Raw genomic sequence first — 22,448 nt, 5'->3', positions numbered from 1 at the left:
CAGCGGCCGGCGCGGGCACCGCGTACGCGTCAGGCCACGGCCGCGACGCTGTTGCGCGACGGCGAGACGAGCGGCACGTCGAACACGTCGTAGCCGAACACCCACGACGGATCCTCGTTCGTGCGCAGCCACGTGTTGTTGTGCGACACGAGCTGCACCTTCGACGCACGCGCCGCGCGATTCGCCTCGTACAGCGCGAACGCACCCGCGTAGTCGCTGACGCCGACTTCATCGAGGCAGCGCGCGAGCATCGCCGCATCCTCGATCGCCATCGCCGCGCCCTGCGCCATGTGCGGTTTCATCGGATGGCACGCGTCGCCGAGCAGCACGAGGCGGCCGCGGCTCCACAACGGCAGCGGATCGCGCTCGAGCAGCGGCCACTTGGTGATCGACGGCGACACGTCGATCAGGTGCTGGATGTCGGCATGGAAACCCGCGAACGCCTCGCGCATTTCATCACGGCTGCTGTCGACCATCGACACGCCTTCGGGCCATTCGGCCTGCGGCACGCCGGTCACGTAGTAATACTCGTCGCGCTTCTCGGTCACGTAGTAGACCATCATGTGGCGATCCTCCGACCACCACTTCACGCACATGTCGTACGGCTTGTTGCCGAGCAGCGACGCCGGGAACACCGCGCGGTGCGCGACGTAGCCCGTGTAGCGCGGCGGTTCCGCGCCGAGCAGGTGCTCGCGAATCCGCGAATTCACGCCGTCCGCGCCGATCACGATGTCGGCCGTCTCGACGCTGCCGTCGGTGAACGTCAGGCGCACCGCGTCGCCGGTGTCCTCCACCGCCGCGAGCCGCTTGCCGAAGCGGATCGTGCCGGGCGTCACCGCCTGCGTCATCAATGCATGGAAATCGCCGCGATGCACGGTCAGGTAGCGCGCGCCGTAGGCGTTGCGCGCGTAGTCGCCGAGCGGGATCTGCGCGAGCACGTCGGCCGTCTGCCAGTCGCGGCTGTACCAGTAATCCGGATGCGAACCCATCGTCTCCAGCGCGTCCTCGCAGCCGATGCGCCGCATGATCTTCATCACGTTCGGGCCGAGGTGGATGCCCGCGCCGAGGCGCGAGAACGCCGGCGCCTGCTCGTACAGCGCGACGTCGTAGCCGCCGCGCTGCAGCAGCGCCGCGGCGGCCGTGCCGCCGAGACCGGCGCCGATGATTGCGATACGGGGTGTGCTCATGCGGATCTCCTGATCGTGGGCCCGTGGCCGAGCGCGGCGCGAGAACGGGCGGATTGAATGGCGTTTATGTAGCGTACACACTCAATTTATTCAGGACAAGCGGATTGTCGCCAGCGGCAACGGCATTCGGGAAAACACCAATAATTCCATGAATACCCGCACCACAAAGCGATACACGCAAGATCGACGTCATTTTGATCCATTGCCATTTTCAAATGTACACACTAGACTTTGCTCGACATCCGGCGATCCCGCACCCGCGTGCCGCCCCACCCTTACCGACACGGAGCCTTCCGTCATGAGCAAGACCTACCGCATCGGCCAGATCGTGCCGAGTTCCAACACGACGATGGAAACCGAGATCCCCGCGATGCTGCGGCTGCGCGAAGCGATCCGCCCCGAGCGCTTCACGTATCACTCGAGCCGGATGCGGATGAAGAAGGTCGTCAAGGAAGAACTCGCGGCGATGGACGCCGAATCCGACCGCTGCGCGGTGGAACTGAGCGACGCGCGCGTCGACGTGCTCGGCTACGCGTGCCTGGTCGCGATCATGGCGATGGGGCACGGTTATCACCGCGTGTCGCAGGCGCGCCTGACGAAGCACACGGCGGACAACGGCGCGCAGGCGCCGGTGCTGACGAGTGCGGGCGCGCTCGTCGACGCACTGAAGGTGATCGGCGCGAAGCGGATCGTCGTCGTCGCGCCGTACATGCTGCCGCTGACCGAACTCGTGGTCGACTACATCCGCAACGAAGGCTTCGACGTGCTTGCGTACCGCGCGCTGGAGATCCCCGACAACCTCGACGTCGGCCGCCACGATCCGGCGCGCCTGCCCGACATCGTGAAGACGCTGCCGTACCAGGACGCCGATGCGATCGTGCTGTCCGCCTGCGTGCAGATGCCGTCGCTGCCAGCCGTCGCGAAGGTCGAGGCGATGACGGGCAAGCCCGTGATCACGGCCGCGATCGCGACGACCTACGCGATGCTGCGCGAGCTCGACCTCGAGCCGATCGTGCCCGGCGCCGGCGCGCTGCTGTCCGGCGCGTACTGAGCGCGACCCTTTAGACGGAGCTCCTTCATGCCCTCGACTTTCCTCTATGGCGCGAACATCCGCGCGAACGGCATCCGCCAGCACTACCTGCGCTACGGCGGCGCGACCGGCGCGCGCGCGGCGCGCCCGGCGATCGTGCTGATTCCCGGCATCACGAGCCCCGCGATCACGTGGGGTTTCGTCGGCGAAGTGTTCGGCGCGGCGTTCGATACCTACGTGCTCGACGTGCGCGGCCGCGGGCTGTCCGACGCGTCGCCGTCGCTCGACTACAGCCTCGATGCGCAGGCCGACGACATCGCGGCGCTCGTCGCCGCGCTCGGCCTGCCGCGCACCAGCCTCGTCGGCCATTCGATGGGCGCGCGGATCGCCGCGCGCGCCGCGCGGCGCGGCATCCACGGGCTCGCATCGGTCGCGCTCGTCGATCCGCCCGTGTCGGGCCCGAACCGCCGCGACTATCCAGGCAAGCTGCCGTGGTACATCGACTCGATGGCGCTCGCGCGTGCCGGCACCGACGCCGAAGGCATGCGCGCGTTCTGCCCGACCTGGACCGACGCCGAGCTGCAGTTGCGCGCCGAATGGCTGCACACCTGCGACGAGCGCGCGGTGCGCGCGTCGTACGAAGGCTTTCATACCGACGATTTCCACGCGGACGCCGCGCAACTGGCCGTGCCGTCGCTGCTGATCACGGCCGAACGCGGCGACGTGGTGCGCGACGACGACGTCGCCGAACTGCAGCGCGCGACGCCGTCGATGCGGCACGTGCGCGTGCCCGACGCCGGCCACATGATTCCGTGGGACAACGCAGCGGGCTTCTACGCGGCGTTCGGCGACTTCCTCGGCGCGCCGCTCGCGGCCTGACCCTGACCTCCCTTCCCCTCACGCCTTTACCGGAGCCGACGATGCCAGTCAGCGATTCCCAACTGATCGACGCGTGGAAGCAGGTCCTCACGCTGTCGCGCCTCGAACCGGGCCAGACCGTCACGATCCTGACGAGCGCGGCCACCCACCCGCAGACGCTGTCGTGCGCGCTGATCGCGACGCAAACGATGGGCGCGATCGTCAACCGGCTCGACCTGCCGCCGGTGAACGGCGACAAGGCGTTCAGCCGCGACCCGCTCGCGTATCTCGGTACGACGCCGCTGACCGGCAACAAGGCCGCGATCGCCGCGCTGCGCGAGAGCGACCTCGTGCTCGACCTGATGACGCTGCTGTTCTCGCCCGAGCAACACGAGATCCTCAAATCCGGCACGAAAATCCTGCTCGCGGTCGAGCCGCCCGAAGTGCTCGTGCGGATGGTGCCGACGCTGGCCGACCGCACGCGCGTGCTCGCCGCGGCGAAACAGATCGCCGCCGCCCGCGAGATGCGCGTGACGTCGGCGGCCGGCACCGCGCTCGTGTGCCCGCTCGGCGAGTTCCCGCCGACGGCCGAATACGGCTTCGTCGACGCGCCGGGCCGCTGGGACCACTGGCCGAGCGGCTTCGCGCTGACCTACCCGAACGACCGCACCACGCGCGGCACGATCGTGATCGACCGCGGCGACATCCTGCTGCCGCAGAAGCACTACGTGCGCGAACCGATCGCGCTGACCGTCGAAGGCGGCTATGCGACGCGCATCGAAGGCGGCGTCGACGCCGACCTGCTGCGCGACTACATGGAGACCTTCGCCGACCCCGAAGGCTATGCGATCTCGCATATCGGCTGGGGGCTGCAGCCGCGTGCGCGCTGGTCGACGCTCGGGCTGTACGACCGCGAGGCGACGATCGGGATGGACGCGCGCGCGTTCGAGGGCAACTTCCTGTTCTCGCTCGGCCCGAACAACGAAGGCGGCGGCAACCGCACGACCACCTGCCACATCGACATCCCGCTGCGCCGCTGCACCGTAGAACTCGACGGCGAGACCGTCGTGCGCGACGGCCGCGTGATCGATCGACCCGCTCAACCCGCCTGACCAACGAGTGCCCCACACCATGAACGATCTTTCCCGTCACGCCGAAGCGAACGTCTATCGCCAGCAGGGCTTCGGCACGCCGCTGCCGCCGCACGGCAACGTCGGCCTGCTGATCGTCGACTTCGTGGTCGGCTTCGCCGATCCCGCGACGTTCGGCGGCGGCAACATCGCGCCGGCGATCGCGCGCACGACGCGTGCGCTCGCGCTCGCGCGCGAACGCGGCTGGCCGGTCGCGCACAGCCGCATCGTGTACGCGGAAGACGGCAGCGACGACAACGTGTTCTCGCTGAAGGTGCCCGGCATGGCGACGCTGACCGAGCACCATCCGAACAGCGCGATCGTGCCGGAGCTCACGCCCGCGCCCGGCGAACTCGTCGTGCGCAAGACGGTGCCGTCGGCATTCTTCGGCACGCAACTGGCGCCGTGGCTCGCGCAACGTGCGGTGCAGACGCTGCTCGTCGCGGGCGCCGTGACGAGCGGCTGCGTGCGCGCAAGCGTGGTCGACGCGATGTCGCACGGGTTCCGCCCGCTCGTGCTCGCCGACTGTGTCGGCGATCGCGCGATCGCGCCGCACGACGCGAACCTGTTCGACATGCAGCAGAAATACGCGGCGGTGATACCGCTCGACGATGCGATCGCGGCGATCGATGCGGTGCAGGCACGCGCACGCTGAATCGTCACGGCGGGCCGGCGGCGTGACCGGCCGGCAACCGCCCGCGCGATTGACGCTGCGCTTTTGGCGACCTAGATTGGGGACGCGCGCGCTCGCGACGGTCACCGTCATGGCGCTCGACGCACACCGCGAACAGAACACCCGGGCCGCCGCCCGCCTCGCCCCGCGTACGCTGCATCCGGCCGCGCGCCGCCTCTCCCTCGACAGGATTCTTCATCCGTGAACCGCTCCGAACTGCTCGCGCGCAACGGCTGCCTTACCGTGATCCGGCCGCCCGCGCCGCCCGTCACGCCGGCGCCCGGCCAGCCGGGCAGCCTGTCGTCCTACGTGCCGGCGCTGCCGGAAGTATTCGTCGCGATCCTCGACGACGGCCGCATCCTCGCGTTCAACGGCCACGTCGATCTCGGCACCGGCATCCGCACGTCGCTCGCGCAGATCGTCGCCGAGGAACTCGACGTGCCGGCCGCGCGCGTGACGATGGTGCTCGGCGACACGGCCGCGACACCGAACCAGGGCCCGACCATCGCGAGCGCGACGATCCAGATTTCCGCGACGCCGCTGCGCTGCGCGGCCGCGCAGGCGCGGCATGCACTGCTGGCGCTCGCGGCCGAACGCTTCGGCGTCGCTGCGGAACGGCTGGCCGTCGACGATGGAACGATTTCGTCCGATGGACAGGCGATCACGTTCGCCGCGCTCGTCGCCGCGCACCGGATCGCGCTGACGCTGGACCTGAACACCCGCACGAAAGATCCCGCCCTGTACCGGATCGTCGGCAAGCCGTCGCCGCGCGTCGACCTGCCCGCGAAGGCCACCGGCCAGCTCACGTTCGTGCACGACATGCGCGTGCCGGGCATGCTCCACGGCCGTGTCGTGCGGCCGCCGTATGCGGGGCATGACAGTGGTTCGTTCGTCGGCACATCGCTCGTCGACGTCGATCGCGCATCGGTGGCCGACGTGCCGGGGCTCGTGGCCGTCGTCGCGATCGGCGATTTCGTCGGCGTGGTGGCCGAGCGCGAGGAACACGCGATCCGCGCGGCGCGCCAGCTGCGCGTGACGTGGCGCCCGCTCCCCGCGCTGCCGCCGCTCGACGAACCGGCTACCGCGATCGCCGCCGCGCCGGCCAGACGCCGCGTGCTGCTCGACGAAGGCGACGTCGACGCGGCGCGAGCGCAGCCCGACACGATCACGCTGTCGCGCACCTACGCATGGCCGTTCCAGATGCACGGCTCGATCGGCCCGTCCTGCGCGCTCGCCGACTATCGCGAGCCGGGCAACGGCCGGATCACCGTGTGGTCCGGCACGCAGAACCCCGTGTCGCTGCGCTACGACCTCGCGACGCTCGTCGCGCGCGACGAAGCCGATTTCGACGTGGTGCGGATGGAAGCGGCCGGCTGCTACGGCCGCAACGGCGCGGACGACGTGTGCGGCGACGCGCTGCTGCTGTCGCGCGCGGTCGGCCGCCCGGTGCGCGTGCAGCTGTCGCGTGCCGACGAACATCTGTGGGAACCGAAAGGCGCGGGCCAGCGGATGCAGGTGACCGGCACCGTCACGCGCGACGGCCGCCTGCTCGGCTACGATTTCACGACACGCTATCCGTCGAACGACGCGCCGCTGCTCGCGGCGCTGCTGACCGGCACGATCGCGCCCGCGCCGCGCGTGTTCGAGATGGGCGACCGCACGGCCGTGTCGCCGTATGCAAGCCCGCATCGCCGCTTCGTGTGCGAGGATCTCGCCCCGCTCGTGCGTGCGTCGTGGCTGCGCGGCGTGTCGGCATTGCCGAACTCGTTCGCGCACGATGCGTTCGTCGACGAATGCGCGGCGCTGACCGGCGTCGACCCGCTCGCGTTCCGGCTGCGCCATCTGCAGGACACGCGCGCGACCGAACTGCTGCAGGCCGTGGCCGATCGTGCGGGCTGGACGCCACGCGTGCGGCGCACGCCGCTTGAACCCGAGCCGTCGCGGCTGGTGCGCGGCCGCGGGATCGCCTACGCGCGCTACGTGCACAGCCGCTTCCCCGGCTTCGGCGCGGCGTGGTCGGCATGGGTCGTCGACCTGAGCGTCGATCGCGTGTCGGGCGAGGTCCGCATCGAACGCGTCACGGTCGGCCAGGACACGGGCACGATGATCAACCCCGACGGCGTGCGCCACCAGATCCACGGCAACGTGATCCAGGTATTGAGCCGCACGCTGAAGGAGCGCGTGCGCTTCGCCGACGGCAAGGTCGCGTCGCGCGAATGGGCGAGCTATCCGATCCTGACCTTCGCGGAAGTGCCGGACGTCGATGTGGTGCTGATGCCGAGGCAAGGCGAGCCGCCGCTCGGCGCGGGAGAATCGGCGTCGGTGCCGGGCCCGGCCGCCGTCGCGAACGCGTTGTTCGATGCGACCGGCGTGCGGTTCTACACGCCGCCGTTTACGCCGGAGACGGTCCGGGCGGCGTTACGCGACGCAGGCAGGTTGATGACGGCCGACGCGGCCGGTACGCACGCGGCAACCCGCACGGCTTGAAGGCGGCCCGCTGCATCGCGGGATCAAGCCGGCGGACGAACGGGCCAACAAGCGGGCGGGCCAGACGGGCATGCCGCCCCGCGAGCGACACGCATCACGCGTCGCCGTCTTCTTCCATCATCTTGCGCAGCAGGAACTGCAGCGCGACCCGCTCGCCCGGATTGAGCGCGCCATACGTGCGCTCCGTCACCTGCCGCGCGAACGGCACCGTGCGGTCGATCAGCGCGAGGCCGGTCGCGGTGGCGCGCACGATCAGCTTGCGGCCGTCGTTCGGATCGGGCAGCACCTCGATCAGCGCGCGCGCCTTCAGCCGGTCGACCACGCCGCGAATCGTCGCCTGGTCGATCGCGGTCGCCTTGACGATGTCGTTCAGCGAGCACCCCTGGCGCTCCTTGACCGCGCACAGCGTGACGAACTGCGCGGCCGTGAGATCCGAATCGGGGATCGCTGCCTGGAAGATCGACACGTGCCGCTGATACGCGCGGCGCAGCAGGTGGCCGACCTGATCGTGAAAGTCGTAGGAATCCTTCGAAGACGCCATGAAAGTGCAGGCCCGCGCCGCATGTAAGGGAAAGACAAGCAGTGTACACCCTCAATTTGGCCCGACCGGCAGCCGGGGGGGCGCTTCATTGCGGTGCGTCAGGATTCGCGGCACCCGGCGCGCCGCGTGCCTGACGATCGCCGGCCAGCTGCGCGTTGCCTGCCGAGTACGGCGCAGCGACGGCAGGCAATGCGCGTTCGAACCCGCTGCCGCGCACGTACTTGCGTGCATCGGCAGCTTTCCGTGCACACGCTGTATTTTTAAGCGCATACGCACGAATTTTGTGCATGACCTTGCGCGTTGGCGCCCTCTTTAAAACCGCGTTCATTTCCCCAAAAAACCTCATCAAACACGCGGCTTTTCTCACGCAAACGCTTGCCTTCTCGCGGCCGGAATCGTGCCTGTGCGATTCGGTATTTTCTAGTGTGTACGCTATTTAATTGCCGTGATATACAGACTCCAGAGCGCAGCGGAGCGTCCGCTCGCGTCGATCGGCCACCCATTCATCCGTCACATTCGAACAGGGGCAATCCCATGTCTACCGCACACCCGAGCGCCGCCGTTTCCCCCGACGACGCGCTGCACGGCAATCTCTATCGCAAGGTCACGCTGCGCCTGATTACCCTCTTTTGCCTGTGCTACTTCGCGGCCTATCTCGACCGCATCAACATCGGGCTCGCGAAACTCCAGATGCTCGACGCGCTGAAGTTCAGCGATACCGTGTACGGGCTCGGCGCCGGCCTGTTCTTCGCCGGCTACATCCTGTTCGAAGTCCCGAGCAACCTGGTGCTGCAACGCGTCGGCGCGAAGCTGTGGATCGCGCGGATCATGATCACGTGGGGCCTGCTGTCGGGTGCGACGATGTTCGTGCACACGCCGACGCAGTTCTACCTCGTGCGCTTCCTGCTCGGCGCGGCCGAGGCCGGCTTCCTGCCCGGCGTGCTGCTGTACCTGACGCAGTGGTATCCCGATGCGCGCCGCGCGCGGATCGTCGCGCTGTTCATGGTCGGGCTGCCGTTGTCGAGCATGATCGGCAGCCCGATCTCCGGGTGGATCATGCGCGCGTTCGACGGCACGCACGGGCTCGGCGGCTGGCAGTGGCTGTTCCTGCTCGAAGCGCTGCCTTCGGTGCTGCTCGGCTTCGCGGTGCTGCGCTGGCTGCCGAACAGCATCGAATCCGCACCGTGGCTGAACGCCGACGAGAAGCACGCATTGCGTGCGAACCTCGACGCCGATCCGTCCGGCAACAAGAGCCATGCGCTCGGCAAGGCGTTCTCCGATCCGAAGGTATGGGCGCTCGGCCTGATCGACCTGTGCGTGCTGCTCGGCCTCTATGCGGTGAGCTTCTGGCTGCCGACGATCCTGCGCGACACGGGCGTCAAGGATGCGTATCACATCGGCTGGCTGATGGTGATCCCGAATGCCGCGGCCGTGCTCGCCACGCTGTACTGCGGCGCCAGTTCCGACCGCGCGCGCGAACGCCGCTGGCATATCGTCGTGCCGTTCATGGTGTCGGCCGTCGCGCTGGCGATCGCGGCCTCGTCGTCGCACGGCACGTTCGGCACGGTGCTGCTGTTCTCGCTGATCAACGCGGGCGCGGCCGCCGCGATGCCGGTCGTCTGGGCACTGCCGTCGACGTTCCTGAAGGGCTCGGCCGCCGCCGGCGGGATCGCATTCGCGTGCTCGATCGCCAACCTCGGCGGGTTCGGCAGCACCTACTTCATCGGCTGGCTGCGCGACACGTTCCATTCGCAAAGCGCGGGGCTGTACGGTTTCGCAGCGTGCATGGTGATCGGCTGCGCCCTCGCGCTCGCCTATCCGGCCCGGCTCGTGAACCGCTGACGCAGCGCGTCGCGCACGCGACGCGGTCATTTTTACAACCGGCAACCGACAACCGCGCCGAGCGCGCGGTTCGCCCCGCGCCCCCTCTCACCCGCGCACGCCGCCCCTCCGGCGCGTGCGCGCCACCCGCCGCCGCTTCCCGCCCCCTTCCCGACGCCGTTCGCCGCACAGGCACATCGCTTGCGTCATGCACGCGCCCGCCGCTCCGGCGGACGGCATCCTTCCCTCAACCGGCGCTGCGCACCGCGCGACCCTTCGCGCGGCGATCCCGCATCGCAAGCAGGTTCCCTGAACGAGAGGACAACATGAAATCAATACGAACGCTGGTCGCCCTTTGCTCGGTCGTTTCCGTGCTCGCGGCGTGTGGCGGCGGCGACGACGCCGGGACCGAACTCGGCATCTCGAAGCCGCAGGCGCGCTTCATCAACGCGGTGCCGGCCGGGCCCAACCTCGACTACTACCTGAACGCGAAGCTCGACCAGGGCAATATCGCGTACAAGGGCGTGACGCGCTATCACGACGTCGACTCGGGCACGCAGAACGCGAGCTACGACGTCTCCGGCACGACGTCGACCATCGCCGCGCAATCGTTCAGCGCGGCAAACGGCCATCACTACACGACGATCGCGCTGCCGAGCACGACGTCGCTGATCTCCGTGATCGACGATCCGTACGCCAAGGGCCTGCTGTCCGACAAGGCGCGCGTGCGCAGCTTCAACGCGTCGCCGAATGCGCAGAACGTCGACGTGTACGTCGTCCCGCCCGGCACCGACATCACGACGCAAAGCCCGACGCTCGCGGGTACGGCTTACCAGAACGCGGTGCCGGCATCGACGCAGGATTCGATCTACCTGAACGGCGGCAGCTACCAGGTGATCGTCACGACGGCCGGCAGCAAGACGCCGATCCTCAAGACCGCGCCGGTCACCATCAACAACAACGCCGACTGGCTGCTGCTGACGATCCCGTCGGGCGGGGTCGGCGACGTGACGCCGAACGACATCCACGTGCTGGTCGCGCAGGGCAACGACGCCGATGCGTCCGCGCAGGAACTGGGTCCGCAATAAGGACCGCTCATGATGGCGGCGGGCGGCGCGATCGTGCCGCCCGCCGCCTCTTCCCGTCACGCGGTCAGTTGTTCCGCTCCAGGACGATCACATGCTCGGCGCGCGTGCCGTCGCCGTGCTCGACGTCGACATCGCCGACATGGCGTACGCGCCAGCCCGGCCGCGTCGCGATCTGCGGCATGTTGCCGGACGGACGGCTCTCGATCCCGCCGAGCCCTTCGTCGGGCGTCTCGACCGCTTCGTCGAGCGACGCGTTCGAATAAATCACGTTGTCGTGCCACTTCGACGCGCCCGCGGCGGCTTCCATGCCCTTGCCGTCGACGTCGACCGTGTTGTCGGTCATCGCCATGTTCGCGTTGTCGAGCGTCGGGATCCGGGCGGCCGCTCGCCGCACGGGGTCGGCGCTGTCGGGCGCCTGCGTGCCGCGCTCGATCGGCGGCAGGCCGGTCGGCATTTTCCCGGCAATCTTCTCGGGCGTCAGCGGACGCTGCGCGACCTGCGCCGCCTGGGTTGCCGCATCGGGCATGTCGCCGGCCGCCGGTGTCTTCACCGGGCTCTTCTCGATCTGTTCCCGCTGCTGTTCCGGGGTCGGGTTCGATTCCGCGTTCTGCATTGCACCTCCTTGTCCGGCCGGCGCGCGCCGGCATCAGGGCTGCCGCCGCCGGTCCGGGAATCGCTACAACGGTCCTTGCAAATCTTTCATGGGCTTGGCCCGACGCGCACGCCTCCAGGCGCACGTGCCAGGCCGGCCCGGTACCCTTCATACGGACGGCGCGCCCGCGCGCAGCCGGCGCGAGGTCCGCCCCACGCGTGAGCCGCGCGTCAGCCGCCGCTCGCGCCGCCCGGCGCGGAAGCCGCGCCCGGCATGCTCGCGCCGCTGTCGCCGCTGCTGCCGGCCGCCCCGCTGCTCGGCATACCCGACGGCGCGGTGGACGGTGCGGCCGACATGCCGCCCGTGGCGCTCGATTCCGAGCTTGCGCCGCCGTTGTCGCTCTTCTTCTGGCAGCCCGCACCTGCCGCCAGGCCCGCAATCAGGATGCCGGCGAAGACGGCTCGCGATACAAGTCGAAGTGAATATCGCTGCATGACACCTCCGCTGATGTCGATGTGGATGGAGCCCGCAGGCGCGCAATTCGCGTGCCGCACCCCGCCGCCACGGCCGCCCGCTTCCATTCATTTTTCAAATGACGCCCAACCGAATATTTAATTTCCCATCGCGTTGCCAGCCTTCCATACTCGCGAACAAATCCGAGACATAACGTCCACGGCGGCCGGGCCGGCGCAGCGTTCCCACGCAGCCGGTTTCGCGCCCCGCACATGGAAGGAGACAACGGCGTGCAACTGGAAGCCACCCACCGCCCAGGCATCGTGCCCGGCGCGGACGACGCATCGCATCGAACCGGTTCGGCCGCGCGCGAACCCGCGCTGAGCCCGCGGCTCCACAACGCCGACCTCGCGCCGACCCAGGCCAAGGGCCGGACGTGGGGCCGCTACAGCATCTTTGCGCTGTGGACCAACGACGTGCACAACATCGCGAACTACTCGTTCGCGATCGGGCTGTTCGCGCTCGGTCTGTCGGGCTGGCAGATGCTCGCATCGCTCGCGATCGGCGCGGTGCTCGTCTACTTTTTCATGAACCTCACCGGCTACATGGGCCAGAAGACCGGCGTGCCGTTCCCGGTGATCAGCCGGATGAGCTTCGGCATCTACGGCGCGCTGCTGCCCGCGATGATCCGCGCGGTGATCGCGATCGCATGGTTCGGAATCCAGACCTATCTCGCGTCGGTCGTGCTGCGCGTGCTGCTCACCGCGGTCTGGCCGGGCCTCGCCGCATTCGACCAGAACGCGATCTTCGGACTGTCGACGCTCGGCTGGGTCACGTTCGTCGCGATCTGGCTCGTGCAGATCGGCATCCTCACGTACGGGATGGAAATGGTCCGCAAGTACGAGGGGCTCGCCGGCCCGGTGATCCTCGTCACGACGCTGTCGCTCGCCGCATGGATGTATAGCCGCACCGGCGGCCATCTCGCGATGTCGATCGGCAAGCCGCTGACCGGCTTCAGGATGTGGACGGAGATCTTCGCGGGCGGCTCGCTGTGGCTCGCGATCTACGGCACGCTGGTGCTCAACTTCTGCGATTTCGCGCGCTCGTCGCCGAGCGCGAAGACGGTGCGCGTGGGCAACTTCTGGGGCCTGCCGGTCAACATCCTCGTGTTCGCGACGATCAGCTTCGTGCTCGCCGGCGCGCAGTTCAAGCTGAACGGCCACATCATCCACAGCCCGACGGAAATCATCGCGACGGTGCCGAACAAGCTGTTCCTCGTGCTCGGCTGCCTCGCATTCCTGATCGTGACGGTCGCGGTGAACATCATGGCGAACTTCGTCGCGCCGGCCTTCGTGCTGACGAGCCTCGCGCCGCACCGCCTGTCGTTCCGCCGCGCGGGCCTGATCAGCGCGACGGTCGCCGTGCTGATCCTGCCGTGGAACCTGTACAACAGCCCGATCGTGATCGTCTACTTCCTGTCCGGCCTCGGCGCGCTGCTCGGCCCGCTGTACGGGATCATCACGGTCGACTACTGGCTCGTGCGCAAGCAGCGCGTGAACGTGCCCGACCTCTATACCGAAGCGCCGACCGGCGCCTACTTCTACACGCGCGGCGTGAACCGCAAGGCGCTCGCGGCGCTGGTGCCGTCCGCGCTGATCTCGATCACGCTCGCCCTCGTGCCGGCGTTCAGCGCGATGACGCCGTTCTCGTGGCTGCTCGGCGCGGCCATCGCGGGCAGCGTGTACTGGCTGCTGGCCGATCGCAACCGGCATTACGAGGCGCGTTCGGGCGAATCCATCGCGGTCGCCTGCGCGCAACACTGACACACCTGCATACGGAGTCGCAATGAGGATCCTGGTAGTCAACGTCAACACGACCGAGTCGATCACCGACGCGATCGCCGCGCAGGCGCAGGCCGCCGCGTCGCCGGGCACGGAGATCGTCGGGCTGACGCCGCGCTTCGGCGCCGAGTCGGTCGAAGGCAACTTCGAGAGCTACCTCGCGGCGATCGCCGTGATGGATCGCGTCATGCACTACGACGAGCCGTACGACGCGGTGATCCAGGCCGGCTACGGCGAACACGGCCGCGAAGGCCTGCAGGAACTGCTGACGGTGCCCGTCGTCGACATCACCGAAGCGGCCGCGAGCATCGCGATGCTGCTCGGCCATCGCTACTCGGTCGTCACGACGCTCGACCGCACGGTGCCGCTGATCGAGGATCGCCTGAAGCTCGCCGGGCTCGACGCGCGCTGCGCGTCGGTGCGCGCAAGCGGCCTCGCGGTGCTCGAGCTCGAGGAGAACCCGGCCCGCGCGATCGAGTCGATCGTCGGCCAGGCGCAGCGCGCCGTGAAGGACGATCACGCGGAAGTGATCTGCCTCGGCTGCGGCGGGATGGCCGGCCTCGACCGGCAGATCGAGGAATGCACGGGCGTGCCGGTCGTCGACGGCGTCTCGGCCGCGGTGGCGCTCGCCGAGTCGCTGGTGCGCCTGAAGCTGAAGACGTCGAAAGTCCGCACGTACGCGCCGCCGCGCCCGAAGCGGATCGTCGGCTGGCCGGGCACCTTCGCACAATGACGTACGGCCGGCCCGCTGCTGCGTCGCACGCGCGCATCGGGGCGCCGGGAGGCGGATCGGCATGCGGGACCCACTAGACCCGAACACCCTGCCCCGCGGCGCGTCCGACGCCGCGGGCGCGCTCGACGTGCTCGATGCGCGGCTGATGCGTATCCTGCTCGTGCTGCTGACCGAGCGCACCGTGTCGCGTGCGGCCGTGCGCCTGAACATGTCGCAGCCGGCCACCAGCGCCGCGCTCAAGCGCCTGCGCACGCTGCTCGGCGATCCGCTGCTGGTGCGCAGCCGCTACGGGATGGTGCCGACCGAATTCGGCGCGCGGCTGATCGAACCGCTGCGCAACGCGCTGCGCGTGATCGACTTCATCCGCATCCAGCAGCCGAGGTTCGATGCGCGCACGTCGGTGCGGACCTACCGGATCGGCTGCCCCGACTACCTGAACGTGCTGTTCGTGCCGAAGCTCGTCGCGCTGTTTCGCGAACGCGCGCCGAATGCGCAGCTCGTGTTCCATCCGCTCGGCGACGGCTTCGACGACGAGCGCGCACTGGCCGACGGCGAGCTCGACGTCGTGATCGACAATCGCCCGGCGCGCGCGTCGCGGTTCCGGCAGGACGACCTGTTCGACGACCGCGTCGTGTGCCTGATGCGCGCGACGCATCCGCTCGCACGGCGCGGCACGATGACGGCGACCGAGTTTGCCGACGCGCCGCAGCTGTGCCCGACACCGTCGTGGCTGGAGGCGTCCGGCGCGATCGACAGGCAACTCGAACGCGTGGGCCTGCAGCGGCGGATCGTCGTCACGCTGCCGCACTTCGAACTCGCCGCGCATGCGCTCGTGCGCAGCGACATGCTGCTGACCACCACGTACCGGCTCGCGCGGCACTATGCGAAGCTGCTGCCGCTCGCCGCCGTCGCGCTGCCGGCCGAACCGCCGGACATCGTGTACCGGATGACCTGGAACGAATCGGGCGAGTGCGTCGAGGGCGTGCGCTGGTTGCGCGGGCTGATCGCGGAAGCGACGCGTGCGTGGCTCGATGCGGAGGCGATGCAGCCGGCGGTGGCGGCGGTGGCCGCCGGTGCAGTCGTGGACGTGGACGCACGAAATAGCACGCCGGTCTCGGCCGATACCCCCGAACCCGCGCGACGCACGCGCCGCAGGCAGGCGACGCATTGCCATGCGTCGCATCCTCGGCATGTCCCCCACGCAGCACGCATCCATCGCCTCGCGACGAAGCCGCATTGACGGGCGCGATCGATACGCGCGACAGCCGGCCGATACGTCGTTCAATCTCCGTCGACCAGCCGCACGGCCCGACGACCGATCAAGCGGTTGAGTTCCGAAGCCGCGGCCGGCCCAAGCACCCCGCGCCGGCGGCACGGGAACCCTGCCGCGATCAGCCCGAACACGGGCAACAGCATCTCGTTCGTCGATGACATCCTGAACACGCTGCGGGAAACCGGAACGCGCCCGCTTGATGGTTCCGCCGGGTCGCGTCCGATACGCGGCGCGGGCTGCGCCGTGCGTCACGCACCGTCGCGCATCGGTTGCGCAAGCAACTTGCGGGCGACGACGGTCGCAACCAGCGCGAGCCCGCCGCTCACCGTCAGCGCATCGGCGAACCCGCTCGCGAACGCGACGGGCGCCGCCTGTGCGAGCGCACCGGCGGCCGACGGCGGCACACGCTCGAGCGCCCGCGCCAGGTCGCCGGCCAGCAGGCTCGACATGAACTGTGCATCGGCGAACGCGCGCAGGCCGGGCGCGGCGGACAGCAACCGGTCGAGCCGCGCTTGCGTGCTCGCCGCCAGCACCGCGCCGAGCACGCCGACGGCCGTCACGATCGCCGAGAAGCGCGTCGTCGTGCTGATGCCCGATGCCATGCCGGTGCGGCTCGGCGGCACGCACGCCATGATCGCCTTCTGCGTGTCGCCGTTCATGATGCCCGCGCCGCAGCCCGTCACGAACATGCCGAGCGCGACGAGCCGGTAGTCGCCGCTGGCCGTCAGCGCCGCGGTCGCGAGGTTGCCCGCGCCGATCAGCGCGAGCCCGCCCGCCAGCACGCCGCCGGACGACACGCGCGCGGCCAGCGCCGCGCCGAGCGACGGCCCGGCGATCATCGCGAATGCAAACGGCAGCATCCCGAGCCCCGCGTCGATCGCCGACATCCCGAACGCGTTCTGCAGATACAGCGGCAGGAACGTCATCATCACCTGCGCGCACGCCGCATAGCCGAACATCGCCAGCACGGCGCCGACGAAGCGCGGCTGGCGGAACAGCGCGAGATCGATCATCGGCCGCGCCTGCCAGCGCTCCGCGCCGATGAACGCCGCGACGAGCGCGGCGGCCAGCGCGAGCCGGCCGAGCGTCGCGGCCGACACCCAGCCGTGCGACGGCGCGCCGATCAGCGCCGCGATCGCGCACGCGAGCGCCGCGCCGAACAGCAGGCTGCCGGCCGCGTCCACGCGCTTCGCGTGCGGATCGCGCGACTCGTCGATCGCGACACGCGCACCGGCCGCCAGCAGCAGGCAGACGGGCAGGTTCAGCAGGAACACCCAGCGCCAGCCGATCCACTGCGTGATCGCGCCGCCGACGAGCGGCGCGATGGCCGTCGCGATCCCCATGCACATGCCCCAGATCGCCCACGCGCGCGCCCGTTCGCGCCCGTCCGGAAAGCGGTTCGCGATCACGGCGAGCGCGGCCGTCAGCAGCAGCGCGGCGCCGCCGCCCTTCACCGCCCGCGCGGCGATCAGCCAGCCGGCCGTCGGCGCGACGCCGCAGCCGAGCGACGCGAGAAAGAACAGCGCGAGCCCCGTGAAGAGCATCCGCTTGCGCCCGAAACGGTCGGCGAGCCCGCCGGCCGGCAGCAGGCAGGCGGCGAACGCGGTCATGTACGCGCTCACGACCCATTCGATCTCGGCGAAGCTCGCGTGGAAACCGCGCGCGATGCTCGGCAGCGACACGGCGACGACGTTCGTGTCGAGCACGATCAGCGAGCAGGTGGCGGACGCGACGGCGAGCGTCGCGGCGGCGGGCAGGCGGGCGCTCGTGCGCGGGGCGGCAGCCGCGCCTGCGCGCGACGCCGGGGAAGGCTGGGACATCGGTTACTCCGGAACAGGATCGACGAGCCGTATGCTAGGCTTGACCGGTATTGACTGTCATTGACACACGGATGCTGTTTTATTGACGAAAATTGCAATCATGGACCGGCTCGAATTCCGCCACGTGCGGGCGTTCCTCAGCGTCGCGCAGCACCTGCACTTCGCCCGCGCGGCCGAAGCGCTCGACATGGCGCCGCCCGCGCTCACGCGGCAGATCCAGGAGGCCGAGCGCGTGCTCGGCGTGCGCCTCTTTCACAGGTCGCGCCGCGCGGTCACGCTGAGCGCGGCCGGCGAGGCCTATCTCGCCGAGGCACGCGCCGCGGTCGAGCACCTGCAGCGCGGCCGCGAACTCGCTGCGTTGGCCGAGCGCGGCGAACTCGGCCGGATCGAGATCGGCTACGTGTCGTCGGCCGTCTATTCGGGCACGCTGCAGCGCACCGTCGGCGCGTTTCGTGACGCGCACCCGCGCATCGAGCTGAACCTGCGCGAAGTGCCGATGGACGACGTCGCGAACCAGCTCGACACGGGCCGGCTCGATCTCGCATACGTGCGCCCGCCGCTGCCGCTGCCCGGCGGCCTGCGGGTCGTCACGCTGCAGCGCGACGTGTTCGTCGCGGCCGTGCCGGCCGGGTCGCGCTACGCGTCGATGTCGGCCATTCGCGCGGCCGACCTCGCCGACGCGCGCTTCGCGGTACCCGAACAGGAGCGCGGCACGCTCGACGTCGCGCGCCGCGGCCGCTTCGCACCGCTGATCGCCGCCCGCCCGGGCGGCCTGCTCGCGGTGCTCGCGTGCGTGTCCGTGAATGGCTGGGTCGCGGTGATTCCCGATGCGCTCGCCGGCTGCGTGTCGCTGCCGGGCGTCGTGTACCGGCCGATCGCCGGCAAGCCGATCACGTCGGAACTGGCGCTCGCGCACCGGCGCTTCGAGAAGGCGCCGGCGGTGCGCGCGTTCCTGCGGACGGTTCCGTCTGCCGCGTAAGCCCCGCCTCACGCCCCCGCGCGGCGAGGGCGACGATGCCGGCCGTCGCCGCGCGAATATGCATTGCACGATTCGATGTTTGTCGGCCGGAAACCGATTCCGTAACCTGCCCGGCAGCCGCGCCGCCTGCGCGCGGATCACCGAGGACACCCTGCCGATGAATCCCGCCTCCGCCCCGCCGCGCCGCCGCGTGCTGCAGCGTCTTGCCGCCCTCGCCGCCGCGCCGCTCGCCGGCGCCATCGCACGGCCCGCCCAGGCGGCCGGCGCCGACCTGTCGGGCGTGACGCTCGTGCTCGGCGACCAGGCCGGCGGCCTGCGCGCGCTCGCGGAAGCCGCGCACGTGCTCGACGGCACGCCTTACCGGTTCCGCTGGGCCAACTTCCAGGGTGCCGCGCCGCTGTTCGAGGCGCAGCGCGCGGGCGCGATCGATCTCGCGCCGGCCGGCGACCTGCCCGTGCTAACCGCCGCGCTCGGCGACCCGTCGTTGCGGATCGTCGCGACGCGCGTCGGCTCGCCGACGTCGCTCGGCATCGTCGTGCAGCCCGATTCGCCGGTCCGCACCGTCGCCGACCTGAAAGGGCAAACCGTCGTCGTGTCGTCCGCGCGCGGCAGCATCTCGCAGTACCAGTTGTACGGCGCGCTGCGCGAACACGGCCTCGCGCCGCGCGATGTCGACGTGCGCTTCGTGCTGCCCGTCGATGCGTTCGCCGCGTTCGAGGCGAAGCGGATCGGCATCTGGGCGACGTTCGATCCGTACTACGGGCATGCGGTCCGGCGCGGCGCGCGCATCGTCCGCGACGGCAGCGGCATCAATTCCGGGCTGGCGTTCCTGACGTCGCCGGTCGAGACGCTCGACGATCGCGCGAAGCGCGCGGCGCTCGCCGACGTGCTGGCGCGGCTCGCCCGCGCGGGCCAATGGGCGCTCGCGCATCCGGCCGACTATGCGAGCGTCTATGCGTCGCTCACGCGCCTGCCGCCCGACGCGGCCACCGACATCGCGCGCCGGGCCGCGCTCGCGCAGCGCAGCCTCAGCGGCGCGGACATCGACGTGCTGCAGCGTGTCGCCGACCGCGCGGCGGCCGACGCGATCCTGCCGCGGCGCGTCGATGTCGCATCGATCGCGATCCGGAGCGTATCGGCCTGAACGATGACGCGCGTGGGTACGATCAGCGTGGGCGCGCCATGTCGAGGTCGGGCACGTCGTCGCCGAACGTCGCCGCGACGAGCGTGCGCATCGCGGCGATGGCACCGCCGCGCGCTGCCCTATCGCTGAAATCCCTGCCCCGAGCAAACCCGCGCACGCTGTCACCGCCCCGTCATTCGTGCGTACAATGATCTGACCGCTTGCCGCCGCGGTTCGCGGCAAGCGGACGAGGACATTACAAACAGAAAACACACAAGAATTGCGCCGATCCGGACCCGTTTCCGCAAGGTCGGCGACAACCGGACCAGACCATGCGGCGCAGACCGGATTACACGGGGGGACATATGTCCAGGCACACCCGAAAGCCACTGGTATCGCTCGTCGTACCCTTCCACGACGAGGCGGAAGCGATCGACGCATTCTTCGCGACCACCCTTCCCATTCTCGAATCCATCGACACCACGCGCTTCGAAATCGTTTGCGTGAACGACGGCAGCCGCGACGACACGCTCGACAGGCTGATCGACGTCGCCGCCGGCGACCCGCGCGTGCGTATCGTCGATCTCACCCGGCGCTTCGGCAAGGAAGCCGCGCTCACCGCCGGCATCGACGAAGCCGCCGGCACCGCCGTGATCCTGATCGACGCCGACCTGCAGGATCCGCCCGCGCTGATCCCCGCGATGGTCGAGCGCTGGCTCGCCGGCGCCGAGGTCGTCGCCGCCAAGCGCACCGACCGCATGTGCGACCCGCTGATGCAGCGCGTGGCCGCCGCGCTCTACTACCGCGTGCACAACCATCTCTCCGAAGTCGAGATGCCCGAAAACGTCGGCGATTTCCGCCTGATGGACCGCCAGGTCGTCGACGCGCTGCGCGCGCTGCCCGAGCGGCGGCGCTTCATGAAAGGCCTGTTCGCGTGGGTCGGCTATCGCATCGAGCTCATCGAATACACCCGCGCGCCGCGCAGCGGCGGCCGCTCCAAATTCTCCGGCTGGCGCCGCTGGAACTTCGCGCTCGAAGGCATCACCAGCTTCAGCACCGTGCCGCTGCGCGTGTGGACCTACATCGGCCTCGCGTTCGCCGCGCTGTCGTTCGTCTACGGCGCGTTCATCGTCATGCGTACGCTGCTGTTCGGCAATCCCGTGCACGGCTACGCGTCGCTGATCTCCGTGATGCTGTTCGTCGGCGGCATCCAGCTGATCGGCATCGGCGTGATCGGCGAATACCTCGGACGCATCTATCACGAATCCAAGCAGCGGCCGGTCTATCTCGTGCGACGGCGCTACCGCGCCGACGCGCTGGTGGGCCAGCACCCGGCGCGGCACGCCGCGCAGCCGGACGCCGCGAAACTGCTGCCGTTTCCGGTCCGGCGCGCCGCCGCGGCCCGCCGACGGCAGCCGGCCGTCGCGAGCGCGGCGGTCGCGCGCAATCTGTCGATCAAGTAGCGCCGCATGGATATTTCCACCTCATCGATCCAGGCCGACGAACGTCCTGTCCGCGTCTGGCTGACGCCCGGACGCGTCGCGCTGTACAGCACGGTCATGCTGACGGTCGGCGTGCTGTTCATGACGATCCTGGTCTGGATCGGCACCCACTCGACCGACCCGGGCGTGTTCCGCCCCGGCTCGGGGTTCATGGTGTTCTGGTCCGCGTCCCATCTGATGCTCCACGGTTCGCCGTGGCAGATCTACGACGTCCCCGCGTTCTCGCGGGTGCTCGTCGGCCTGTTCCCGACCGCGGCCCGCTATGCGTTCCTGCCGTGGCTGTATCCCCCCACGTATCTGCTGGTGGTCGCCCCCTTCGCGCTGCTGCCCTATGCGGTCGGGTATCCGCTGTTCGTCGCGCTCGGCATCGTGCTGCTCGGGGTAGCAGCCTGGCGCGTGTCGGGGCTCGCGGCGACGCCCGGCGCGAAACGCGTCGGCTGGCTCGCGCTGCTCGCGTGCCCGGGTGTGTTCGTCACCGCGATGTACGGGCAAAACGCGATGCTGACCGCGGCGTGCGCGGCGCTCGCCGTGCATTTCGTCGACCGTCGGCCGATGCTGGCCGGCTTCTTCATCGGACTCCTGTCGGTCAAGCCGCAACTCGCGTTGCTGTTCCCGTTCGTGCTGATCGCCGCGCGGGCGTGGCGCGCATTCGCGTGGGCCGCGGCATTCGCGACCGCCTTCACCGCGCTGGGCATCGCGACGGGCGGCATCGCATCGCTCCATCTCTTCACGCAGAACACCGGCGCGCTGCGTTCACTGATCATCGAGCATGGCGTTGCGTTCTGGTTTGCATCGCCGACGCCGTTCGCGGCGTTTCGTCTCGCCGGCCTGCCGCTGACGCTCGCCTATGCCGGGCAAGCCGCCATCGCCGCGATCGCGATCGCGGCCGCGTGCGTCGTCTGGCACCGCCATCGGGATGCGCGGCTGCGCGGCGCCATGCTGGTCATCGCGACGCTCGCCGCGAATCCCTATCTCTGGCACTACGAACTGTCCTGGCTGTGCATTCCGATCGCGTGCATGATCGCCATCGGCTCGCAGGACGGCTGGCTGCGCGGCGAGCAAAGTCTCTTGGCCGTCCTGTGGGCGCTGCCGTTGTACGAGTTTCTGAATCCGTGGTTGCATCTGCCGCAGATCGGGCCGCTCGTGACGACGATCGCGTTGCTCGTGCTGCTGCGGCGCGCCCGGCTTGCACGCCGCGGCACATGCGCCGCGGTCGTTCGCGCCTCCTGAGCCGGTCGCCGGGCGCCACGCCCTGCACTCTGCCCGTGCCGGCGGCTGCGCCCGGCAATCGCACCGGTCGCGCTCGCGCGGCACGAC

General features: G+C 69.7%; 19 protein-coding genes and 1 pseudogene. 15 read left to right on the top strand and 5 right to left on the bottom strand.

Annotated features, from left to right (window positions below; genetic code table 11):
* Positions 1-29: 29 nt before the first annotated feature.
* Positions 30-1,187 carry an FAD-dependent monooxygenase gene (locus LGM89_RS09585; RefSeq protein WP_089474553.1) on the bottom strand — a complete coding sequence of 386 codons (1,158 nt, stop codon included), beginning with the start codon at positions 1,185-1,187 and terminating at the stop codon, positions 30-32.
* Between the two features lie 298 nt (positions 1,188-1,485).
* On the opposite strand from LGM89_RS09585, the gene LGM89_RS09580 reads away from it, so the two are divergent.
* The 5 genes from LGM89_RS09580 (at position 1,486) to LGM89_RS09560 (ending at position 7,365) form a co-directional block, all read left to right on the top strand.
* Positions 1,486-2,238 (top strand): Asp/Glu racemase, encoded by a 753-nt coding sequence (locus LGM89_RS09580; RefSeq protein ID WP_060212471.1) that lies wholly within the window; start codon positions 1,486-1,488, stop codon positions 2,236-2,238.
* Between the two features lie 27 nt (positions 2,239-2,265).
* A complete protein-coding gene (locus LGM89_RS09575; protein WP_226272923.1) occupies positions 2,266-3,096 on the top strand; it encodes an alpha/beta fold hydrolase in 831 nt (276 codons plus the stop codon).
* Positions 3,097-3,137: 41 nt separating this feature from the next.
* A complete protein-coding gene (locus LGM89_RS09570) occupies positions 3,138-4,187 on the top strand; it encodes a 2,5-dihydroxypyridine 5,6-dioxygenase (protein WP_226272922.1) in 1,050 nt (349 codons plus the stop codon).
* A 19-nt stretch (positions 4,188-4,206) separates the two neighbouring features.
* The gene (locus tag LGM89_RS09565) at positions 4,207-4,860 is read left to right on the top strand and encodes an isochorismatase family protein (protein ID WP_226272921.1); all 654 of its coding nucleotides are present in this window, start codon (positions 4,207-4,209) and stop codon (positions 4,858-4,860) included.
* A gap of 219 nt (positions 4,861-5,079) precedes the next feature.
* Positions 5,080-7,365 carry a xanthine dehydrogenase family protein molybdopterin-binding subunit gene (locus LGM89_RS09560; protein ID WP_226272920.1) on the top strand — a complete coding sequence of 762 codons (2,286 nt, stop codon included), beginning with the start codon at positions 5,080-5,082 and terminating at the stop codon, positions 7,363-7,365.
* Positions 7,366-7,459: 94 nt separating this feature from the next.
* Here LGM89_RS09560 and LGM89_RS09555 read toward each other — a convergent pair whose 3' ends face one another.
* On the bottom strand, positions 7,460-7,906 hold the full coding sequence (locus LGM89_RS09555) for a MarR family winged helix-turn-helix transcriptional regulator (protein WP_226272919.1): 447 nt from the start codon (positions 7,904-7,906) through the stop codon (positions 7,460-7,462).
* A gap of 534 nt (positions 7,907-8,440) precedes the next feature.
* Between LGM89_RS09555 and LGM89_RS09550 the strand changes: the two genes are divergently transcribed.
* A complete protein-coding gene (locus LGM89_RS09550; RefSeq protein ID WP_089497294.1) occupies positions 8,441-9,748 on the top strand; it encodes an MFS transporter in 1,308 nt (435 codons plus the stop codon).
* Between the two features lie 305 nt (positions 9,749-10,053).
* Complete coding sequence (locus LGM89_RS09545; protein ID WP_089497295.1) at positions 10,054-10,815, top strand: DUF4397 domain-containing protein; 762 nt, start codon at positions 10,054-10,056, stop codon at positions 10,813-10,815.
* 64 nt (positions 10,816-10,879) lie between these two features.
* On the opposite strand, the gene LGM89_RS09540 is transcribed toward LGM89_RS09545, so the two are convergent.
* Entirely contained in the window at positions 10,880-11,428 is a 549-nt protein-coding gene (locus LGM89_RS09540; RefSeq protein ID WP_124585759.1) for a DUF3005 domain-containing protein, read from the bottom strand.
* 252 nt (positions 11,429-11,680) lie between these two features.
* On the opposite strand from LGM89_RS09540, the gene LGM89_RS09535 reads away from it, so the two are divergent.
* From LGM89_RS09535 to LGM89_RS09520, 4 genes are all read left to right on the top strand, one after another.
* Positions 11,681-12,022, top strand: a complete 342-nt coding sequence (locus LGM89_RS09535; RefSeq protein WP_226272918.1) for a hypothetical protein — start codon at positions 11,681-11,683, stop codon at positions 12,020-12,022.
* A 110-nt stretch (positions 12,023-12,132) separates the two neighbouring features.
* Complete coding sequence (locus LGM89_RS09530; RefSeq protein ID WP_226272917.1) at positions 12,133-13,683, top strand: NCS1 family nucleobase:cation symporter-1; 1,551 nt, start codon at positions 12,133-12,135, stop codon at positions 13,681-13,683.
* A gap of 22 nt (positions 13,684-13,705) precedes the next feature.
* Positions 13,706-14,434 (top strand): aspartate/glutamate racemase family protein, encoded by a 729-nt coding sequence (locus LGM89_RS09525; RefSeq protein WP_089497298.1) that lies wholly within the window; start codon positions 13,706-13,708, stop codon positions 14,432-14,434.
* A 61-nt stretch (positions 14,435-14,495) separates the two neighbouring features.
* Complete coding sequence (locus tag LGM89_RS09520) at positions 14,496-15,674, top strand: LysR family transcriptional regulator (RefSeq protein ID WP_226272916.1); 1,179 nt, start codon at positions 14,496-14,498, stop codon at positions 15,672-15,674.
* Between the two features lie 77 nt (positions 15,675-15,751).
* Here the strand turns inward: LGM89_RS09520 and LGM89_RS09515 are convergent.
* Positions 15,752-15,931, bottom strand: a pseudogene (locus LGM89_RS09515) (AEC family transporter); the annotation flags it as partial.
* A gap of 24 nt (positions 15,932-15,955) precedes the next feature.
* On the bottom strand, positions 15,956-17,527 hold the full coding sequence (locus tag LGM89_RS09510) for an MFS transporter (protein WP_226272915.1): 1,572 nt from the start codon (positions 17,525-17,527) through the stop codon (positions 15,956-15,958).
* A gap of 100 nt (positions 17,528-17,627) precedes the next feature.
* Here LGM89_RS09510 and LGM89_RS09505 point away from each other — a divergent pair, with 100 nt between their 5' ends.
* The 4 genes from LGM89_RS09505 (at position 17,628) to LGM89_RS09490 (ending at position 22,361) form a co-directional block, all read left to right on the top strand.
* On the top strand, positions 17,628-18,506 hold the full coding sequence (locus tag LGM89_RS09505; RefSeq protein ID WP_089427872.1) for a LysR family transcriptional regulator: 879 nt from the start codon (positions 17,628-17,630) through the stop codon (positions 18,504-18,506).
* Positions 18,507-18,663: 157 nt separating this feature from the next.
* Entirely contained in the window at positions 18,664-19,650 is a 987-nt protein-coding gene (locus LGM89_RS09500) for an ABC transporter substrate-binding protein (RefSeq protein WP_089427873.1), read from the top strand.
* Between the two features lie 344 nt (positions 19,651-19,994).
* A complete protein-coding gene (locus LGM89_RS09495) occupies positions 19,995-21,092 on the top strand; it encodes a glycosyltransferase family 2 protein (protein ID WP_089497301.1) in 1,098 nt (365 codons plus the stop codon).
* Between the two features lie 6 nt (positions 21,093-21,098).
* Positions 21,099-22,361, top strand: a complete 1,263-nt coding sequence (locus LGM89_RS09490) for a glycosyltransferase family 87 protein (RefSeq protein ID WP_089497302.1) — start codon at positions 21,099-21,101, stop codon at positions 22,359-22,361.
* The last annotated feature ends 87 nt before the right edge of the window (positions 22,362-22,448 follow it).

Origin of the sequence: Burkholderia sp. AU31624, from assembly GCF_020420065.1 — a bacterium.
Classification (GTDB): Bacteria; Pseudomonadota; Gammaproteobacteria; order Burkholderiales; family Burkholderiaceae; genus Burkholderia.
The sequence above is the reverse complement of the archived record's forward strand: the minus strand, read 5'-3'. Positions and strand labels throughout refer to the sequence as shown.